Origin of the sequence: Glycomyces terrestris (genome assembly GCF_003933745.1) — a bacterium.
Lineage (GTDB): Bacteria > Actinomycetota > Actinomycetes > Mycobacteriales > Micromonosporaceae > Glycomyces > Glycomyces terrestris.
Window position 1 is genome coordinate 930,596 of sequence record NZ_RSEB01000001.1, and the last position, 17,160, is coordinate 947,755.

At 73.2% G+C, this 17,160-nt stretch carries 13 protein-coding genes; 7 read left to right on the forward strand and 6 right to left on the reverse strand.

The window, feature by feature from the left end:
- Positions 1-83: 83 nt before the first annotated feature.
- Entirely contained in the window at positions 84-719 is a 636-nt protein-coding gene (locus EIW28_RS04465) for a hypothetical protein (RefSeq protein ID WP_125246470.1), read from the reverse strand.
- Positions 716-2,068, reverse strand: a complete 1,353-nt coding sequence (locus EIW28_RS04470; protein ID WP_125246471.1) for a flavin-containing monooxygenase — start codon at positions 2,066-2,068, stop codon at positions 716-718. The genes EIW28_RS04465 and EIW28_RS04470 overlap by 4 nt, the downstream gene beginning before the upstream one ends.
- Before the next feature lie 155 nt (positions 2,069-2,223).
- Here EIW28_RS04470 and EIW28_RS04475 point away from each other — a divergent pair, with 155 nt between their 5' ends.
- Entirely contained in the window at positions 2,224-3,348 is a 1,125-nt protein-coding gene (locus EIW28_RS04475) for a cytochrome P450 (RefSeq protein ID WP_125246472.1), read from the forward strand.
- Positions 3,349-3,402: 54 nt separating this feature from the next.
- The gene (locus EIW28_RS04480) at positions 3,403-3,921 is read left to right on the forward strand and encodes an NUDIX domain-containing protein (RefSeq protein WP_125246473.1); all 519 of its coding nucleotides are present in this window, start codon (positions 3,403-3,405) and stop codon (positions 3,919-3,921) included.
- A 417-nt stretch (positions 3,922-4,338) separates the two neighbouring features.
- Here the strand turns inward: EIW28_RS04480 and bioD are convergent, their stop codons facing one another.
- The 3 genes from bioD to bioA all read right to left on the reverse strand — a co-directional run bounded on the left by bioD (position 4,339) and on the right by bioA (position 7,693).
- The gene (gene bioD, locus EIW28_RS04485) at positions 4,339-5,001 is read right to left on the reverse strand and encodes a dethiobiotin synthase (protein WP_125246474.1); all 663 of its coding nucleotides are present in this window, start codon (positions 4,999-5,001) and stop codon (positions 4,339-4,341) included.
- Positions 4,998-6,122, reverse strand: a complete 1,125-nt coding sequence (locus tag EIW28_RS04490; RefSeq protein WP_232013790.1) for an aminotransferase class I/II-fold pyridoxal phosphate-dependent enzyme — start codon at positions 6,120-6,122, stop codon at positions 4,998-5,000. Before EIW28_RS04490 ends, bioD begins: the two co-directional genes overlap by 4 nt.
- 248 nt (positions 6,123-6,370) lie before the next feature.
- Positions 6,371-7,693: an adenosylmethionine--8-amino-7-oxononanoate transaminase gene (gene bioA, locus EIW28_RS04495; protein WP_125246476.1), complete on the reverse strand. Its 1,323-nt coding sequence runs from the start codon at positions 7,691-7,693 to the stop codon at positions 6,371-6,373.
- A 396-nt stretch (positions 7,694-8,089) separates the two neighbouring features.
- Between bioA and EIW28_RS04500 the strand changes: the two genes are divergently transcribed.
- The 3 genes from EIW28_RS04500 (at position 8,090) to EIW28_RS04510 (ending at position 12,236) form a co-directional block, all read left to right on the forward strand.
- On the forward strand, positions 8,090-9,391 hold the full coding sequence (locus tag EIW28_RS04500; protein WP_125246477.1) for an MFS transporter: 1,302 nt from the start codon (positions 8,090-8,092) through the stop codon (positions 9,389-9,391).
- Between the two features lie 121 nt (positions 9,392-9,512).
- On the forward strand, positions 9,513-10,757 hold the full coding sequence (locus tag EIW28_RS04505; RefSeq protein WP_197717059.1) for an ornithine cyclodeaminase, nickel-pincer nucleotide-dependent: 1,245 nt from the start codon (positions 9,513-9,515) through the stop codon (positions 10,755-10,757).
- A 357-nt stretch (positions 10,758-11,114) separates the two neighbouring features.
- Complete coding sequence (locus EIW28_RS04510; RefSeq protein ID WP_125246478.1) at positions 11,115-12,236, forward strand: right-handed parallel beta-helix repeat-containing protein; 1,122 nt, start codon at positions 11,115-11,117, stop codon at positions 12,234-12,236.
- 99 nt (positions 12,237-12,335) lie between these two features.
- On the opposite strand, the gene EIW28_RS04515 is transcribed toward EIW28_RS04510, so the two are convergent.
- Positions 12,336-13,295, reverse strand: a complete 960-nt coding sequence (locus EIW28_RS04515; protein ID WP_125246479.1) for an ROK family glucokinase — start codon at positions 13,293-13,295, stop codon at positions 12,336-12,338.
- A 284-nt stretch (positions 13,296-13,579) separates the two neighbouring features.
- On the opposite strand from EIW28_RS04515, the gene EIW28_RS04520 reads away from it, so the two are divergent.
- Together EIW28_RS04520 and EIW28_RS04525 are read left to right on the forward strand one after the other, a co-directional pair.
- Entirely contained in the window at positions 13,580-15,388 is a 1,809-nt protein-coding gene (locus EIW28_RS04520; RefSeq protein WP_125246480.1) for an AMP-dependent synthetase/ligase, read from the forward strand.
- A gap of 13 nt (positions 15,389-15,401) precedes the next feature.
- Complete coding sequence (locus EIW28_RS04525; protein WP_125246481.1) at positions 15,402-17,159, forward strand: GAF domain-containing sensor histidine kinase; 1,758 nt, start codon at positions 15,402-15,404, stop codon at positions 17,157-17,159.
- The last annotated feature ends 1 nt before the right edge of the window (position 17,160 follow it).

Here is a 17,160-nt window from a genome sequence, read left to right on the forward strand (position 1 = left end):
GGTCCCCTTCAGGTTCACCCCGGTAGCTTCGAAACCGGGGGCCCTTCCCTCGCCGTCGGCGGGGTCGGTGGTGTGCGCGGCGGTCAGTCCTTCTTGCCGGCGGCGAGCCAGGAGAGGATCGCGTCGAGGAGTCCTTCCGCGCCGGCGCCTTTGAAGACGTCGTCGGGGGAGCCGGCGAAGGTCAGGGGGGCGGTGCCGTAGGCGTCGGCCACGGCCTGGGCCTCTTTGGACTGGGTCTCGGACTCGGCGACGACGAGGAGCACCGGCGGGGCGCCGACCGGGCGCGGGGGCTGCTTGGGGACCTGGCGCGGGGAGACGAGCACCAGGCCGGCGGTCGGGTAGCGGCCCGCGGCGAGCGCGGCCCAGGCCGCGCCCTCCTTGTGTCCGATGAGGACGGCCTGGCGGGGCACGGTGACCGCGGCCTGCACGAGGTCGTGGGCGCGGGCCTCGAGGCCGCCCTCGGCGGCGGGGGTGCCGCCCTGGCCGCGCACGCTCACGGCGGCCGCGTACCGGCCGGAGGTCGCGATCCGCTTGAGCCACAAGGCGTTGAAGGCCGCCGCGCCGGCGGGGTCGCCGGTGCAGCACAGGACCGGGCTGGCCTCGGGGTCGTCCTTGATCTCCAGGTCGAAGAGGTCGGCGGGCTCGAAGAACGCGTACTCGCGCTTGACGGGGGCGGGAGCGGGGGTGCGGGCGCGCCGGACCCAGGCGGCGAGGCTCATTTGGCGGGCTCCTGTTCGAGGGTGTCGATGATGCGTCCGAGGCTGGCGAGGTACTGCTCGGCGTCCACGGCGAGCTGGTGCCGCGGCGACGACCCCGCGGGCCGCGCGGTGTCCTGCTCGGCCTCGCTGCGGACCTGGACGCGGAAGTTCGCGGCGCGCTCGGGGTCGCTCTTGCGCACCAGGAGCCAGTGGGCGATGGCGTGGGTCTGCCAGTGGACGATCGGGAGCACCCCGACGCCGGGCTCGACGAGGCCGGCGACCGCGAGGGTCTCCTTGTGCGGGGAGAACATGCGCGCGTACAGCTTCGGGTAGGGCGAGTCCCCCTCGATGCCGAGCAGCTTCGGGTCGACCGAGGTGAACTTGGGCCGGTACCCGGTGGCGAGGACGACGAGGTCGGGGCGCATCTCGGTGCCGTCGGCGAAGGCCACGTCGAAGCCGTCGAAGCGGGCGACCTCGCCGCGGCGCTGGATGGAGCCGTCGCCGACGTGCTCCATGTAGCGGCCGTTGCGCACCGGCTCCTCCTCGAGCGGGCGGCCCTCGGCGGCGACGCCCATGCGGGCGGCGAGGGCCGCCGGTCCTTTGAGGAGGCGGTCGGTGAGGAAGCGGCGCAGGAACTTCGGGCGCGAGGCCAGGCGCGCGAGCGCGTAGTCGGAGGGCTCGCCGCCGAGGTACTTCGGCAGGTGCCAGGAGCCGCGGCGCACGGAGTGGACGCAGCTGGCGGCGTTCACGGCGGCCTCGCAGGCGATGTCGGCGCCGGAGTTGCCGCCGCCGACGACGAGGACGTGCTTGCCGCGCAGGCGGGAGGGGTCCTTGAGCTGCGAGGAGTGGAGGACCGAGCCGCGGAACTGGTCGAGGCCGGGGTAGGACGGCAGGTTCGGGGACCAGTGGTGGCCGGTGGCGATGATGACGGCGGCGTAGCGGAGGCGGCGGGCGGCGTTCCCGGCGGCGGGCTTGACGACGACCTCGAAGCGGGAGCCGTCGACGGGTTCGACGTGGGAGATCTCGGAGCCGTACCAGATGTGCTCGGAGAGCCCGAAGTGCTTGGCGTACGAGGTCAGGTAGGCGAGCATCTGGGCCGCGGACGGATAGTCGGGCCAGTCGTCGGGCATGGGGAAGTCGGGGATCTCGGTCTGGGACCGGGAGGTGACCAGGTGGGTGTTCGGGTAGAGCGGGCTGTGCTGGTTCTGCGGGTTCCACAGGCCGCCGAGGACGGTGTCCCGCTCGTAGCAGTCCACTTCGAAGCCGTTCTCGCGGAGGTTCTTGACCGCTATGAGGCCCGACGCCCCGGCGCCGATCACGCAGACGGCCTCGCCGCGGTCGTACGCGGCCTGGGAGGAGTACTCCTGCAAGGGAACGGTCTCCTTCTGTGGGCATTGCTCTTGTGCCGGACGGCGCCGCCGGCGCTCGCCGGCGGGCGGTGCCGGCCTGGGTGAGACGCGCCGAAAGACTGAGAGCAGATTACCGTGAGCGGGCCTCGTACGTTCGGGGGAGGTAGGCTGCGCCCGTGCTCTACGAGCTGTGGAAACATCCGCGCCCCGCCGCCGCGGTGTTCCGGCAGGACGGGCAGGTCGTGGTCGCCTCGCACCGCCTCGCCCGGGAGGTCCTGGCCGACCGGGAGCGGTTCTCGGCCGCGAACGCCCTGGACGCGGTCGTCCCGATCCCCGCCGGGCCGCTGCGCGAGCTGGCGTCCCACCGGTTCCGGCTCCCGGCGACGCTGGCGAACAACGACACCCCTTCGCACGCGGGCATTCGCGAGCGGTTCGGGGAGGTGTTCGCGCCGGCCCGGGTGGCGGCGCTGCGCCCCTGGCTGACGGGGCTCGCGCGGCGCACGGCCGCGGGCGTCGCGCACCGGCTGCGAGCGGGCGAGGCCGTCGACGTGGACGCGGCGGTGTCGTCGGAGATCCCGCTGGCGGCCCTGGCGCGGCTCATGGACCTCGACGTGGCCGCGACCGGTGAGGTCAAGCGGTTCAGCCGCGCGGCCCTGGAGCTGTTCTGGGGCGACCCCGACCTGGACCGCCAGCGCGAGCTGGCCGAGACGGTGGGGCCGTTCCATGCGCTGCTGCGGGGCTGGGCGGCCGTGTCGACCGGTGCCACCCGGGGTCTGCTGGAGGAGCACGGGGAGGACGCGGCGACGGCGGCGCTGTTCTTCCTGCTGGTGGCGGGCCAGGAGACGACGTCGCAGTTCTTGACGCTGCTGCTGCACCGCCTGGTGGTGGAGCCGGGCCTGCTGGACCATGACGCGGCCGCGATCGTGGAGGAGGGTTTGCGGCTGCTGCCGCCGATCACGTCGTGGCGGCGGGTGGCGTTGCGGGACATGGACCTCGGCGGGGTGCCGGTGGCGGCGGGCGACTCGGTGCTGGTGTGGCTGGCGGCGGCGGGGGCCGACGAGGGTGTGGCGGCGTGCCCGGCGGCGATGGTCCCGGGCCAGCGCGGGTCGCGGCGGCATCTGGCGTTCGGGGCGGGCGCGCACCGCTGCCTGGGGAGCCAGCTGTCGCGACTGGAGGCGGAGGTGGTGGTGGCGGAGTTCGCGCCGCTGCTCCCCCGTTGCGCGGTGGTGGCGGCGCCGGTGAGCGACCCGAACCTGTCGTTCCGGATGCCGAGCCCGCTGGTGGTGCGGCTGCGCGGGTGAGCGGTGGCGGTATTGCGCTTGCGTTGGGGTGCATGCGCTTGCCAGGCTGTCGGGATGCCTGAGTTCTTGGAGTTCCGCCAGCGCGGCACCGCCTATGTCCTTCGCGATCTTCCGGGCGGGCCAGGGGTCGAGGTCCTCGTGATGCTCCATGTGGACGATCCGGAGGCGGGGGTGCAGGTCCCCGGGGGCGGGGCGCGGCCGGGCGAGACGCCCGGGGAGACGGCGCTGCGGGAGGCGGTGGAGGAGACCGGGGTGCGCGGCGTGCGGTTCGGGGAGGTGTTGGGCAGCAAGCTGATGGCGGTCCCGGAGTGGCGCGACTTCGACTACCAGGTGAACACGTACTCGTGGATGGAGACCGACGATCCGCGCGCCGCGTGGGACCACACGGTCCCGGTCACGGGCGACGCGGACGACGGGCTGCGGATGCGCTGCGAGTTCCGCAGCGTGGCGGCGTCGGGGATCGACTGGGGCCTGGACTGGCTGCTGGGTGCGGCGGTGCCGCGATTCACGGCGGCGCGGGCGCTGCCTGGGACGATGCGGGCGCCGGGGGTAGGGGCGCCCGCATCGCGTTGATATGGCCCGAATAGGGCCGGATCGCTGCCAAATGTAGCGGAGGCGTTCCACTGCGCGGGCGGCCCGGGCGCGGATGCGGACGGGTGCGGCGGGCGCGGTCGGCGGGCGGGCGCGACGCGGCGGGCGGTTCGGGCGCGGACCGGATCGGTGGTAGCGGAGCGCCACGGACCGGGAGGGCACGTGGCGCTGGCCGGCTCGGTGGTCGCGGAGCGCCACAGCCCGGGTGGGCACGCGGCGCTGCGAGCGCGGACCGGGAGAGCACATGGCGCGCTGCGGTCGCGGACCGGCCGCGGATGTGCGTGCACCGGCGCTTCGGGCGGGCTGCCAGAGAGGATCGCGGACCGGCCGCGGCGCGAGAGCGGCCCGGCAGCGGCGTCACGCGGCCCCGGACCGCACGGCGCGTCCCGGCCGTCGGTGTCAGTGCAGCGCTTCAGGTTCAGGGAGCGCGAACCATTCGGCGGCGGCGAGGCGGAACGCCTCGGGGTCGAGGTTCGCGGCGCCGTCGGGGATCCAGCCGAGGCGGTCGCCGGGGAGGTCGGTGAGGTTCTCGTATTCGGCGATGCCGGGGTGGAGCGGCCAGGCGCCGATGACGACGGCCGTGTCGATGCCGCGGCGGGAGAGGGCTTCGAGGGTGAGCGTCGTGTGGTTGAGGGTGCCGAGGCCGGCACGGGCGACGACGACGGCGGGGCAGCCGAGTTCGACGGCGAGGTCGCGGGCGGTCCAGCCGTCCTGGCCGAGCTGGACGAGGAGGCCGCCGGCGCCTTCGAGGAGGACGACCTCGGCCGGGGAGTCGAGGGCGGCGTCGGCGGCCTCGGCGAGTTTGAGGAGCGGGAGGCCGCTGCGGCGCGCGGCCGCGTAGGGCGCGAGCGGGTCCGGGTAGGAGGCGAGGGCGCGGGCGGGCGCGCCGGAGAGGCGGGTGATCTCGGCGGCGTCGTCGTCATCGCCGGTCTGGGCGATCTTGATGACGTCGACGCTGCGGCCCTGGCGGATGAGGGCGGCGGCGAGTCCGGCGGTGGTGACGGTCTTGCCGACGCCGGTGTCGGTGCCGGTCACCAGGACCGGGCCTTCGAAGGTGATCATGGGCGGGCCTCCAGGACGGTGTCGAGGGCGTGCGCGAAGTCGTCCGCGGGGACGCCGGTGTTGACGGTGATGCGCAGGCGGGAGCGGTGGTCGGGGGTGGACGGGGGCCGGAAGCAGCCGACGGCGACGCCGCGGGCGGCGCAGCGCGCGGCCCACGCGGCGGCGGCGTGCGAGTCTCCGGCGGGCGGTGAGCAGACGCCGGCGGCGGGCGCGGGGGCGCCGAGGGCCGCGGCGGCGAGGGCGGCGCGGCGGTGGAGTTCGGTTCGGGCGCTTCGGGATTCGCGGGCGATGGCGAGGGCCGCGGCGGCGCCGGCGATCACGGCGGGCGGCGGGGCGGTGTCGTAGATGAAGGTGCGGCCGGTGTCGTGGAGGTGGCGGCGCAGGGCGGCCGGGCCGGCGACGACGCCGCCCGCGGCCCCGAGCGCTTTCGAGAGCGTGGCGGTGACGACGACCCCGGGGTCGCCCGCGAGTCCGGCGGCGGCGACGCCGCCGGCGCCGTCCGGGCCGATCGTGCCGATCGCGTGGGCCTCGTCGACGAGGAGGAGCGCGCCGTGCGCGCTCGTGAGCGCGGCCAGGTCGCGGAGCGGGGCGGCGTCGCCGAGGACGGAGTACACCGACTCGACGGCGACGAGCGCGGGCCGCAGCGCGCGCAGCTGCCGTTCGAGGTCGTCGAGGTCGTTGTGCGCGAACGTGTCCGAGGGCTTCCCGGCGAGGCGGGCGGCGTCGTGGAGGGAGGCGTGGGCGTGCGCGTCGAGGAGGACCGGCCCGGCCGCGAGCGCGGCGACCGCGCCGAGGTTCGCGAGGTATCCGGAGGAGTAAAGGACGGCGGTCTCGGTGCCGGTGAGGCGGGCGAAGTCCGCTTCGAACGCTTCGTGGACGCCGGTGGTGCCGCGCACGAGCCGCGAGCCGCCCGCGCCGAGCCCGTGCTCCCGCAGCGCGGCCTCGGCGGCGGCGAGGACGCCGGGGTGGCGCGAGAGCCCGAGGTAGTCGTTCCCCGCCAGGTCGATCGCATCGGCGCGGGCCCGGGCAGTGCGGGTGAGCCCGGCCTTGGCCCGCAGGTCCGCCTTGCGGCCCAAGCGGTCCCAGACGGCGGCAAGCGGGTGCGGCTCCGCCGGTGCCACGGGACCGGCCGAAGCGTCGGCGGCGCGCGAAGCCCCGGTGCCGGGCGACGTGCTGCGCCGGGCGCCGGTCGGTCGCGGTGGCACCGCGAGACCGGCCGACGGCGCGGCGGCGTCGCGCGTTCGCGCGAACTCGGGTCCGGGTGCCGGGCCCTCGGCCACCGGTTCCGGCGTGACGGGCTCGACCGCCACCCCCACGTCGGACTGCGTTCGTCGACCGGTTTCGGTAGGCGCAGTGGCGGATTCGGGGCTCATGCGAAGACCTCGTCGATCGCGGCGTCGAGGGCCTCCACGAGGAGGTCGGCCTCGTCGTCGCCGAGGGTCAAGGGCGGCATGAGGACGACTGTGTCGCCGAGGGGCCGCAGCCAGACGCCGCGGTCGCGGGCGGCGCGGCAGACGCGGAAGCCGGTGCGGTCCCCCGCTGGGGCGACCTCAACGCCGGTCATGGTGCCGAGGCGGCGGACCTCGACCACGCCGTCCTTCGCGGCCACCGGTTCGAGGAGCTTCCCGAGCCGCTCGCCCAGGCGCGCGGCCCGCCCGACCGCGTCCTCCTCCCCCATGGCGCGCAGGTTCGCCAGCGCGGCGGCGCAGCACAGCGGGTTCGCGGTGTAGGTGTGGCCGTGGAAGAACGTGCGCGGCGCGGTGTCCCCGGGGCGGGACAGGAACGCCTCGTAGACGTGCTCGGCGGCGAGCACGGCCGAGAGCGGCAGGTACCCGCCGGTGATGCCCTTGCCGCAGGTGAGGAGGTCGGGGACGACGCCGGCGTGCTCGGCGGCCCACATGCGGCCGGTGCGGCCGATGCCGGTGGCGACCTCGTCGAAGATCAGCAGCGCGCCGTGCGCGGAGGCGAGTCTCCTTGCGGCGCGCAGGAATTCGGCGTCGTAGTCGAGCATGCCGGCGGCGCCTTGGACCATCGGCTCGACGATGATCGCGCAGACCTGGTCGCCGTGCTCGTCCATGACCGACCGCAGGTGCGAGAGGGCGGTGCCGAGGCGGTCGGGGCCGAGGGCGCGGTCGCCGGGCGAGGCGACGCCGATGGTCTCCAGCAGGAGCGGCCGGTACGCCTCGTGGAAGAGGTCGTGGCCGCCGACGGCGACGGCGCCGAGGGTGTCGCCGTGGTAGGCGTGGTCCAGCCGCACGAACTTCGGCCGGGGGCGCCCGGTCTGCGCCGAGTGCTGGTAGGCGATCTTGAGGGCGGCCTCGACGGCGGAGGAGCCGTCGCCGGCGTAGAACACCTTCGTCAGCTCGGGGCCGTCGCCCTCGGGGGCGAGGGCGACGAGGGCCTCGGCGAGTTCGATGCCGGGGGCGTGGGTGGCGCCGAGGAACGTGGCGTGATCGAGCTTCGCGAGCTGGGCGGCGACGGCGGCGCTGATCGCGGGGTGGCCGTGCCCGAGGGTCGTGGTCCACAGTGAGGAGACGCCGTCGAGGTATCGGCGGCCGTCGACGTCCCACAGCCAGGGCCCCTCGGCGCGGTCGACGACGACGGGGTCGTCGGCGGTCCAGGCGGCGTGCTGGGTGAACGGGTGCCAGACGGCGGCGGCGTCCCTGGCGATCCAGGAGGCACTGGCGGACATCACGGCTCCTTAGCAGGTTCCTACAAAGACGATTGGAGGATACCGTCAGGCGGACGGCGGCCGGGGGACCGACCACCGTTATCCGATCGAGGCCCGCCGGACCCCTCCCGGGGCGTCGGGCATAGGCTGAGGCGCGGTTTCACGCTATCGGACCGGACGCTCCACGTCCGTCCGGGTTTTGGCACTTTGAACACACTGGAATGCTTGACAACCTCCAGCGTCAGCGGCAGACTGGTGACACTTGCGGCAATCGCGGAGGATTGTCACTTACCGCCCCTTCAGGCACCGAGCCCCCGGTGACGCCTGCGGAGCGCGGGCACCGCCCCGTCCCGCACACCGCACCGAGCACCGTCGCCGCCGCGGGCGGACGGATCGTGGAATGGCAGGGAAGGCCCCGTGTCTGACGAGAACCCCAAGGCCGCCGAGCCCGTCGGCGACCAGTCGGAGGCCGACCGCCGCCCGCGGTTCTCCGACGTCTTCGGCGACCGCGAGGCGGCCGCCTACCTGGGGGCGTTCTGCCTCTCCAACGCCGGCTCCATGCTCAACCGGGTCGCCGTCACCGCGCTGGTGTGGGCGAACACGGGCTCCTCCGCGCTCGCCGTCGCCTCCTTCGCGATCAGCTACGCCCCCTATCTCGGCCTCGCCCAGGTCCTCGGCGCGGTCGTGGACCGCTACGCGTACCGGAACGTCATGGTCGCGTGCGACGTCCTGCGCGCCGGCCTCATCGCGCTGCTCCTCGTGCCCGGCATGCCGGTGCCCGCGATGATGGCCGTCGTCTTCGCCGTCGCCGCCGTCCAGCCCGCGTACAACGCCGCGCGCACCGCGACGCTGGCGCAGATCCTCACCGGCGACCGGCTCTCGACCGCCATCGCGCTCACCTTCACCACCGCCGCGATCGCCCAGATCGTCGGGTTCCTCGCCGGCGGCCTCCTGTCCTCGATCGACCCGTACACGGCGCTCGCGGTGAACGCGGCCCTGTTCGCGGTCAGCGCGGTCGCCGTGCTCGGCCTGGTCCGGTACCGGCCCACGGTGAACCGGCGCGAGGAGCGCCGCCACGTCCTCGCCGAGACCGCGGACGGCATGAGGATGGTGTGGGACAACAAGGTCCTGCGGACCGTGTCGTTCGGGATCTGGGGCCTGTTCGCGCTCACCGCGGTCCCCGAGGGGGTCGCGGTGCTGTGGGCGGTGCACCTCGACCGCGGCTCGGCCACGCAGGGCGTCATCATGGCGATCGACGCCCTCGGCACCGTCGTCGGCACCCTCCTGTTCGCGCGGCTCCTGCGGCCCTCGCTGCGCGACAAGCTGATCCGGCCCCTCGCGTTCCTCGCGCCGCTGGCGCTGACGGCCGCGCTCCTGGACCCGCCGCTGCCGGGCGTCCTCGTCCTCGCGTTCGGCGCCGGGCTCGCGACGATGACCATGGCGCCGATGAACGCCGTGCTCGCGCAGTGCATCCCCGAGGGCTGGCGCGGGCGCGTCGTCGCCGCGGTCAACGCCGGGCTCCAGCTCAGCCAGGGCGCGGCCATCGCGGGCGTGGGCCTCGTCGCCGAGCTCGGGGTGCCCGTGCCGTACGTCGTGGGCGCCTGGGGCGTCATCGGCTTCGGCATCCACGCGCTCCTGACCCGTGTCTGGCCCACGGCCGAGGAGATCGAGGCCGCGAAGGCCGCCGCCGCCCCGCCGCCCCAGCCCGCGGCCCCCTGACCTCCCCCGCCGATCCCCCGGACGGCGGAGTGCCCCCGCCCCCGCGGCCGGCCGGGGGCTAGGCTCGATCCGGCGCCGCCCGTGCCGGACCGCGGCGCCGGGACGCGACAGGAGCACCAACGTGGAACACGCAATGACCGTCGAGCTGCGCGGACACCTCATCGACCAGGGCGTCTTCGCCCGCGTCATGGACGACGTGCTGGAGTACTCGGGGGCCTATTCGATCGACCGCTTCGACGTCGGACGGCACCACACCGACGAGTCGTACGCGCAGCTGACCGTCTCCGCCGAGACGCCGGAGCTGCTCGAGCGCATCGTCATGCGCCTCCAGACCCACGGCGCGAACCCGCTCGAACCCGGCATCGCCACCGTCAAGCCGGCCCCGCGCGACGGCGTCTTCCCCGAGGACTTCTACTCGACCACGAACTTCGACACCCAGATCCGCCTCAACGGCGGCTGGATGGACGTCGAGAACTCCGAGATGGACTGCGGCATCATCGTCTCCGAGGACCGCTCGCGCGCCTGGACGCTCCCGGTGTCGGACGTCAAGGAGGGCCAGCTCGTCGTCTGCGGCGGCGAGGGCGTCAAGGTCCTCCCCCTGCCCGAGCCCGCCCGCAGGAGCCCCGAGGCGTCGAACTTCGAGTTCATGAGCGGCGGCGTCTCCTCCGAGCGGCCGCAGGCGCTCCAGGTCCGCCAGATCGCCCAGCACATGCGCGAGGTCAAGGCCCGCGGCGAGAAGATCCTCTGGGTCGGCGGGCCCGCGATCGTCCACACCGGAGCAGGGAAGGCCCTGGAGGCGCTCATCAACGAGGGCTACGCCGACGTCATCTTCGCCGGGAACGCCCTCGCCGCCCACGACATCGAGTCGAACCTGTTCGGCACCTCCCTCGGCGTCGACCTCGACAAGGGGCACGGCGTGCCGCACGGCCACGAGCACCACATCCGGGCGATCAACAAGATCCGCACCTGCGGCTCCATCGCCGCGGCCGTCGAGCAGGGCGTCCTCAAGGGCGGCATCATGCACGCGATGGTCAAGAACGGCAAGGAGTTCGTGCTCGTCGGCTCCGTGCGCGACGACGGTCCGCTGCCCGACGTGTACACCGACGTCATCGAGGGCCAGCGCGCCATGCGCGCGGCCCTGCCCGGCGTCGGGTTCGCGATCATGGTCGCGACCATGCTCCACTCCATCGCGACCGGGAACATCCTGCCCGCGAAGGTGCCGCTGGTGAGCGTCGACATCAACCCGGCCACGGTCACCAAGCTCGCCGACCGCGGCTCGGCCCAGGCGATCGGCGTCATCACCGACATCGGCCTGTTCTGCGAGCAGCTCGCGGGCGAGCTCGTCGTCGGCTACAAGCGCGACTAGCGGCGGCCCGGCCGCGGCCGGACGGCCGCGGCTTCGCCCGCTCGCGCGCGCGGGGGCCGGAGGGTCGGCATCCGCTGCTACCTTGGCGCGCCGCTGCTCCGCTCGCGCGCGGGGGCTGAAGGCCGTCTACCGTCCCCAGCCCCCACCCACCCGTTCGAGGGGACCGTAGCGGCCAGCATTGCCGAGGGGTGCGACAGAAACGCCCGGCCCCGGCCGGAATGTCACCCGTTCGTGGCGATTTTCGGGTGGGTAACGCTTTCCAAATCGCGGTGCGCCCGCTATGATCCCATTAAATCGATTCATTTCAATATCTGGATTGAAACGTTCGAATCGACGGGAATCTCAAGGAGCACAACGATGTCCCTCACCGGCAATCCCAAACGGAGGCTGCACCTCGCGCTCGCCGCGGCCGCCGTGTTCCTCACCGGCGCGCTCGGCGCCGTGGCCGCCCCCGAGGCCGCCATGGCCCAGGGCTGCGGCGCCGGCACCCCCCACGCCACCGTCACCGGGTCCCCCGGCGCCTACGTCACCCGCGAGGGCGGCACCACCGTCTACTCCGGCTCCGACTACCGCGCGGCCGTCCAGGCCGGCGTCGACACCATCTCCAGCGGCCAGCGCGTCGCCGTCATGGCCTCCGGCAGCATCGGCGCCAGCACCATCACCATCCAGAGCGGCAAGACCTTCGAGGGCTGCGGCACCATCACCGTCGCCAACCGCTCCGGCCGCGGCGCGATCGAGGCGATCAACACCACGAACGTCAACATCGCGTACCTGAAGATGGCCGGGAACCCCTACTTCGGGCTGCGGTTCTCGGGCACGAACGGCCTCAAGCTCGGCGACATCGACCTCACCCTCAGCGGCGGCCTCGGCATCCGCTTCGACCGCGACGCCGCCTGGAACTACAACGTCACGATGAACGACATCTACGTCTCCGGCGCGAGCTCGCACGCGGTCGAGACGTGGAACATCGACGGCTTCAACATCACGCGCGTGACCGCCCGCAACGTCGGCCAGTCGGGCCTGCTGATCCAGAACTCGCGCAACGGCTGGGTGGGCACCGTCGACGGCAACAACGTCGCCACCGGCACCGGCTACGCGACCTTCCGCATGGCCAACACGAACGGCCGGCTCGCGAACGGCTCGTACAGCACCAACATCTGGGTGGACAACGTGATCTCCCGCGGCGGCGGGCGCGGGATCTTCTGCGTCTCGCAGTCCGGGGGCGTCGTCATCAAGAACGTCGACCTGGCGAGCAACGGCAACAACTCGGTCCTCATCGAGAACTGCTACAACGTCTCGATCCGGGGCGGCACGGTCAACGGCGGCGGCGAGGTGCGCCTGGCGGCCCGCTCGGAGTTCCCGAACAACCGGGACATCTGGATGATCATGACCGTGAACAACACGTCGGTCCGCGAGTCGCCGTGCGGCGAGAACACGAACTGGACGATCAGCGGGAACGCGTCGGTGAACGTGTGCTGAAACGGAGCGGCAGGGCCGGAGCGCGCGCTCCGGCCCTGCCGCTTCCGTCTGATTCGGGGCTGTTCGCCGGGGGTTCGGGGGCCTTAGGGCACGAGGTTCCTACGGCACGATGTCGCGGTGGCGGGCGAGGTCGGCCGCGCCGATGACGCCGGCCTTGGAGCCGAGCTCGGCGGCGCGGACCTCGGCGACCGGGACCTGGGCCCGGTTCGCGAGCGCCTCCTGGTAGTGCTTGCGGATGGGGTCGAGGAGGAGGTCGCCGGCGTCGACGACGCCGCCGGCGATGAGGATGACGCCGGGGTCGATGAGGTTGACCATGTCGGCGGCGGAGTTGCCGAGGTAGTAGCCGATGGAGTCGAACGCGGCGAGGGCGACCTCGTCGCCGTCGCGGGCGGCCTCGGTGACCTGGCGGCCGGTGATGGCCTCGGGGTCGCCGCCGGCGAGCTTGAGGAGGACCGCGGCCTTGGCGGGGGTCTCGGCGGCCCCGTCGCGGGCGGCGCGGGTCAGGGCCCGGCCGGAGGCGTACTGCTCCAGGCAGCCGGTGCGACCGCAGCCGCATTCGCGGCCGCCGGGCATGACGGAGCGGATGTGGCCGATCTCGGCGGCCACGCCGTGGGTGCCGCGCAGGAGGTTGTCCTTGACGACGATGCCGCCGCCGACGCCGGTGCCGATCGTGTAGAGCACGGAGGAGCGGTGGGCCTTGGCGGCGCCGAAGCGGTGCTCGCCCCAGATGGCGACGTTCGCGTCGTTCTCGACGACGACCGGGAGGTCGATGACGGCGGTGACCTTGTCGCGGAGGGGCTCGTTCTTCCAGGAGACGTTCGGGGCCAGCATGACGGTGGAGCGGTCCGAGGAGATCCAGCCGGCCGCGCCGATGCCGACCGCTTCGATCTCGTGGCCGGCGCGCAGCTCGTCGACGACCTCCTTGACCGCCTGGATGACGCCGGCCTGGTCGTCCGCGGGAGTGGGGCGTCGCGCCGTGGCGAGGACGTTGCCGTTCTCGTCGACGAGTCCGCCGCCGACTTTCGTGCCCCCGATGTCGACTCCGATAGTCAGACTCACAGCTGTCCCTCCAGCGGTTCCCGGAATTGAGGCGTTGGCTGCCACGCGACGCTGCGGGCCACCGACAGACTTTACGCCACGATTAATTCCCGAGGAAATCGGCTGTTCCATCCCCCTTGGCGAAGGTATCACCGCAGTGACTTTCGATCTCGTTCTCAGTGCTCTAGCATCGGAATTCAACCTGACTTGCCAACGGAGTTAACTCACCGGTAAGTTGTGCCCATCACACGTGTCGACCGCCTTTCTTACAACGCCGTAACCACGGCGCGTTGAACGGAGCCATAATGCGCGAGTTCGCCGTCCCCCCAGTGGTGACAGTGCCCGACGAAGACAACACCCTCACCGCGCTGTGGGACGCGGCCGAGAACCACCCCTCCGCCGTGCTGTACATGCGCTCGTACGACGACGGGGCGACCTGGCAGGACGTCACCTCGGTGCAGTTCCGGGACCAGGTGGTGGCCGCGGCCAAGGGCCTGGCGGCGGCGGGCGTGCAGCCCGGCGACCGGGTGGCCATCATGTCCGCGACCCGCTACGAGTGGACCCTGCTGGACTACGCCATCTGGGCCGCCGGGGCGGTGACGGTGACGATCTACGAGACGTCCTCGGCCGACCAGGCCAGGTGGATCCTGGAGGACTCGGGCACGACCGCGGTGATCGCCGAGACCGCCGAGATGGCCGAGATGATCGAGGGCCTGGGCACCGAGGTCAAGCACGTGTGGACCATCGACGCCGGCGGCGTGGAGGCCCTGAACGCGCTCGGCGCGGACGCCGATGTGGACATCGAGGAGCGCCGCGCCTCCCGCACCACCGCCGACCTCGCGACGATCGTCTACACCTCGGGCACCACCGGGCGGCCCAAGGGCTGCATGCTGACGCACGGGAACCTGCTCAACGACATCCGCAACATCGTCCCCGAGGTGCCCGGCGTCCTCTACGAGGGCGCCCGCATGCTGCTGTTCCTCTCGCTCGCGCACGTGCTGGCCCGGATCCTCCAGATCGCCGGCATGGAGTCGCGCACCACGATCGCGCACGCCGACCGCACCCGGCTCACCGCCGTCATGCCGGTCGTCAAGCCGACGACGCTGCTGGCGATCCCCCGCGTGTTCGAGAAGGTGTACGCCGGGGCGTACCAGAAGGCCGTCGACGGCGGCAAGGGCCACCTGTTCGAGAAGGCCGCGGCGACCGCGAAGGAGTACAGCCGCGCCCTCGACAAGCCCGGCGGGCCCGGCCTGGGCCTGAAGCTGCGGCACAAGCTGTGGGACGTGCTGGTGTACAAGAAGATCCGCGCCGCCGTCGGCGGGGAGTGCAACTCGGCGGTCTCCGGCGGCGCCGCGCTCGGCCCCGAGCTGGGCCACTTCTTCCGCGGCGTCGGCATCACCATCTTCGAGGGCTACGGCCTCACCGAGACCTCGCCGGTGCTCTCGCTGAACATGGAGACCGCGCTCAAGGTCGGCTCGATCGGCCGGCCCATCCCGGGCACGGCCCTGCGCGTCGCCGACGACGGCGAGCTCGAGGCCAAGGGCCCGCAGGTGTTCCCCGGCTACTGGAACAACGACGCGGCCACCGCCGAGGTCCTCGACGCCGACGGCTGGTTCAAGACCGGCGACATCGCCGAGATCGACGACGACGGGTACGTGACGATCACTGGCCGCAAGAAGGACATCATCGTCACCGCCGGCGGCAAGAACGTCGCCCCCGGGCCGCTGGAGAAGATCCTCGACGCCCACCCGCTCATCGCGTACGCGCTGGTCGTGGGCGAGGCCCGCCCGTACATCGGGTGCCTGATCTCCATCGACGGCGACATCCTCCCCGACTGGCTCAGCCGCCACGGCAAGGACCCGGCGACGCCGATCGCCGACCTCGTCGAGGACCCCGAGCTCCTCGCCGAGCTCCAGGAGAAGGTGGACGAGGCGAACGCGACCGTCTCCCGCGCGGAGCAGATCAAGCGATTCCGGGTCATTCCGGTCGAACTGAGCGAGGACGCCGGAGAAATCACTCCGTCAGTCAAGGTCAAACGTCACGTCGTCATGGAAAAATACTCAAGCGAGGTGAACGCGCTCTACGACCAGGCGCGCGTCGACGACAAGAGCTGAGAGACAGGGGCCCATGGGCGAGGAGGCGGCGCTGGAGCGCCAGTGGCGACTGCCCGCCGTCGCGCTGCGAGGGGCCCTGTTCGCACTCGTCGCGGTCTTCGGCTGGGCCTCCGTGGGCCTCGCCGAGGCCGCGACCTGGTGCGGCATCCTCGCCCTGGCCGCGCTCCCCGGCGTGGTCCTCCCCCGGCACCGGCTCCTCGCGCCCGCCGGACGGCTCGCCGAGGTCGCCGTCGTCGTCCTCGGCACCCTCGCCACCGGCGGCCTCCCCGCCTGGATGCTCCCGTACCTGATCGCCCCCTTCGCGACCGCCGCGTTCGACGCCGCCGCCCCCGCCGAGGAGGGCGACCGCTGGTCGCGCCTGCGCACCTGGGGGCCGCCCGCGCTCGTCGCACTCGCCGCGGTCGGGCTCATCGCCCAGGCCCCCCGCGTCGCCGACTTCAACCGCGGCACCTACGTCTCCACCGCGGCCGTCGCCCTCGCGTTCGGCCTCGCCTCCGCCGTCGGCGCCTGGTGGCTGCGCCGCTCCCGCACCTCCGACATGCACCACTCGCAGCTGCCGTACGCCGAGGCCGCGGCCCTGCTCACGCAGCTGCGCGTCGTCGCCAGGCAGCTGCCCGGGTCCACCCTGGACCCCGGCGGGATCGCGACCGAGATCGTGGACACCGCCTCGCGCATCCCCGGCGTCGAGCGCGCCGCCGTCCTCTCTGCGGCCTCCGGGCGGCGCCTCGTCGTCCTCGCCGAGCACGCCGAGGAGCGCGTCGACTGGGAGACCTCCCCGCAGCTGAACTCGCTCCTCGCCGACGCCTGGGCCGGGCAGAAGCCCCAGGCCGGGCAGGTCCCGCTCTCGCGCTCCACCCAGGGGCCCGTCGCGTCCCTGGTCATCCCGCTGGTCGCCGAGGGCCGCACCGTCGGCCTCGTCGCCATCGAGTCCGACGACCCCGCCGCGTTCGGCCCCGAGGCCATCACCGCCGCCGAGGAGCGCACCAAGGGCGCGGCCCTGCGCCTGGAGACCGCGCTGCTGTTCGAGGACGTCAGGTCCATGGCCACCACCGAGGAGCGCCAGCGCCTCGCCCGCGAGATCCACGACGGCATCGCCCAGGAGCTGGCGATGCTCGGCTACGGGATCGACAACGCGATGGCGATCCTCCCGCCCGAGGCCGGGGAGGCCAAGGGCGAGCTGGAGGACCTGCGCTCGGAGGTGACGCGCCTCGTCACCGAGCTGCGGTTCTCGCTGTTCGAGCTGCGCTCGAACGTCGACCGCCAGGGGGGCCTCGCCTCCGCGATCGCGGACTATGCTCGTACTGTGGGCGCCTCCGCCGGACTGCGGGTTCACCTGTCCCTCGACGAAGGCGGGGCGCGGCTGCCCGCGAGCACCGAGGCCGAGCTGCTGCGGATCGCCCAGGAGGCGATCACGAACGCCCGCAAGCACGCCAGGGCCGAGAACCTGTGGGTGACGTGTGAGGTCGACCCGCCTTACACCCGCATCGAGGTGACCGACGACGGACAGGGGCTCTCCGGCGAGGCGTCCGAGGGGCGCTACGGCCTGGCGATCATGAGCGAGCGGGCCGAGCGCATCCGCGGTTCGCTGGAGATCCGACCGCACCAGCCGCACGGGACGACCGTGGCGGTGGTGCTCAACGCGGGGGCGAGGCCCACCCCGAGGGCCGAGGCGCCCCGCCCCGGCTCGGCGGCCTGGGCGGCCGCCGACCGCGCCAGAACTGAACAGCCGGCCCGACGGCCTGACCGCGGTGGTGGCCGCGGCAGCCAATGAG

What these genes read in the sequence shown, in the direction of transcription:
- EIW28_RS04510 (WP_125246478.1), top strand. Translation starts at nt 11,115, where the DNA reads ATGTCCCTCACCGGCAATCCCAAACGGAGGCTGCACCTCGCGCTCGCC.
- bioA (WP_125246476.1), bottom strand. Translation starts at nt 7,693, where the DNA reads ATGTCCGCCAGTGCCTCCTGGATCGCCAGGGACGCCGCCGCCGTCTGG.
- bioD (WP_125246474.1), bottom strand. Translation starts at nt 5,001, where the DNA reads ATGATCACCTTCGAAGGCCCGGTCCTGGTGACCGGCACCGACACCGGC.
- EIW28_RS04480 (WP_125246473.1), top strand. Translation starts at nt 3,403, where the DNA reads ATGCCTGAGTTCTTGGAGTTCCGCCAGCGCGGCACCGCCTATGTCCTT.
- EIW28_RS04465 (WP_125246470.1), bottom strand. Translation starts at nt 719, where the DNA reads ATGAGCCTCGCCGCCTGGGTCCGGCGCGCCCGCACCCCCGCTCCCGCC.
- EIW28_RS04525 (WP_125246481.1), top strand. Translation starts at nt 15,402, where the DNA reads ATGGGCGAGGAGGCGGCGCTGGAGCGCCAGTGGCGACTGCCCGCCGTC.
- EIW28_RS04520 (WP_125246480.1), top strand. Translation starts at nt 13,580, where the DNA reads ATGCGCGAGTTCGCCGTCCCCCCAGTGGTGACAGTGCCCGACGAAGAC.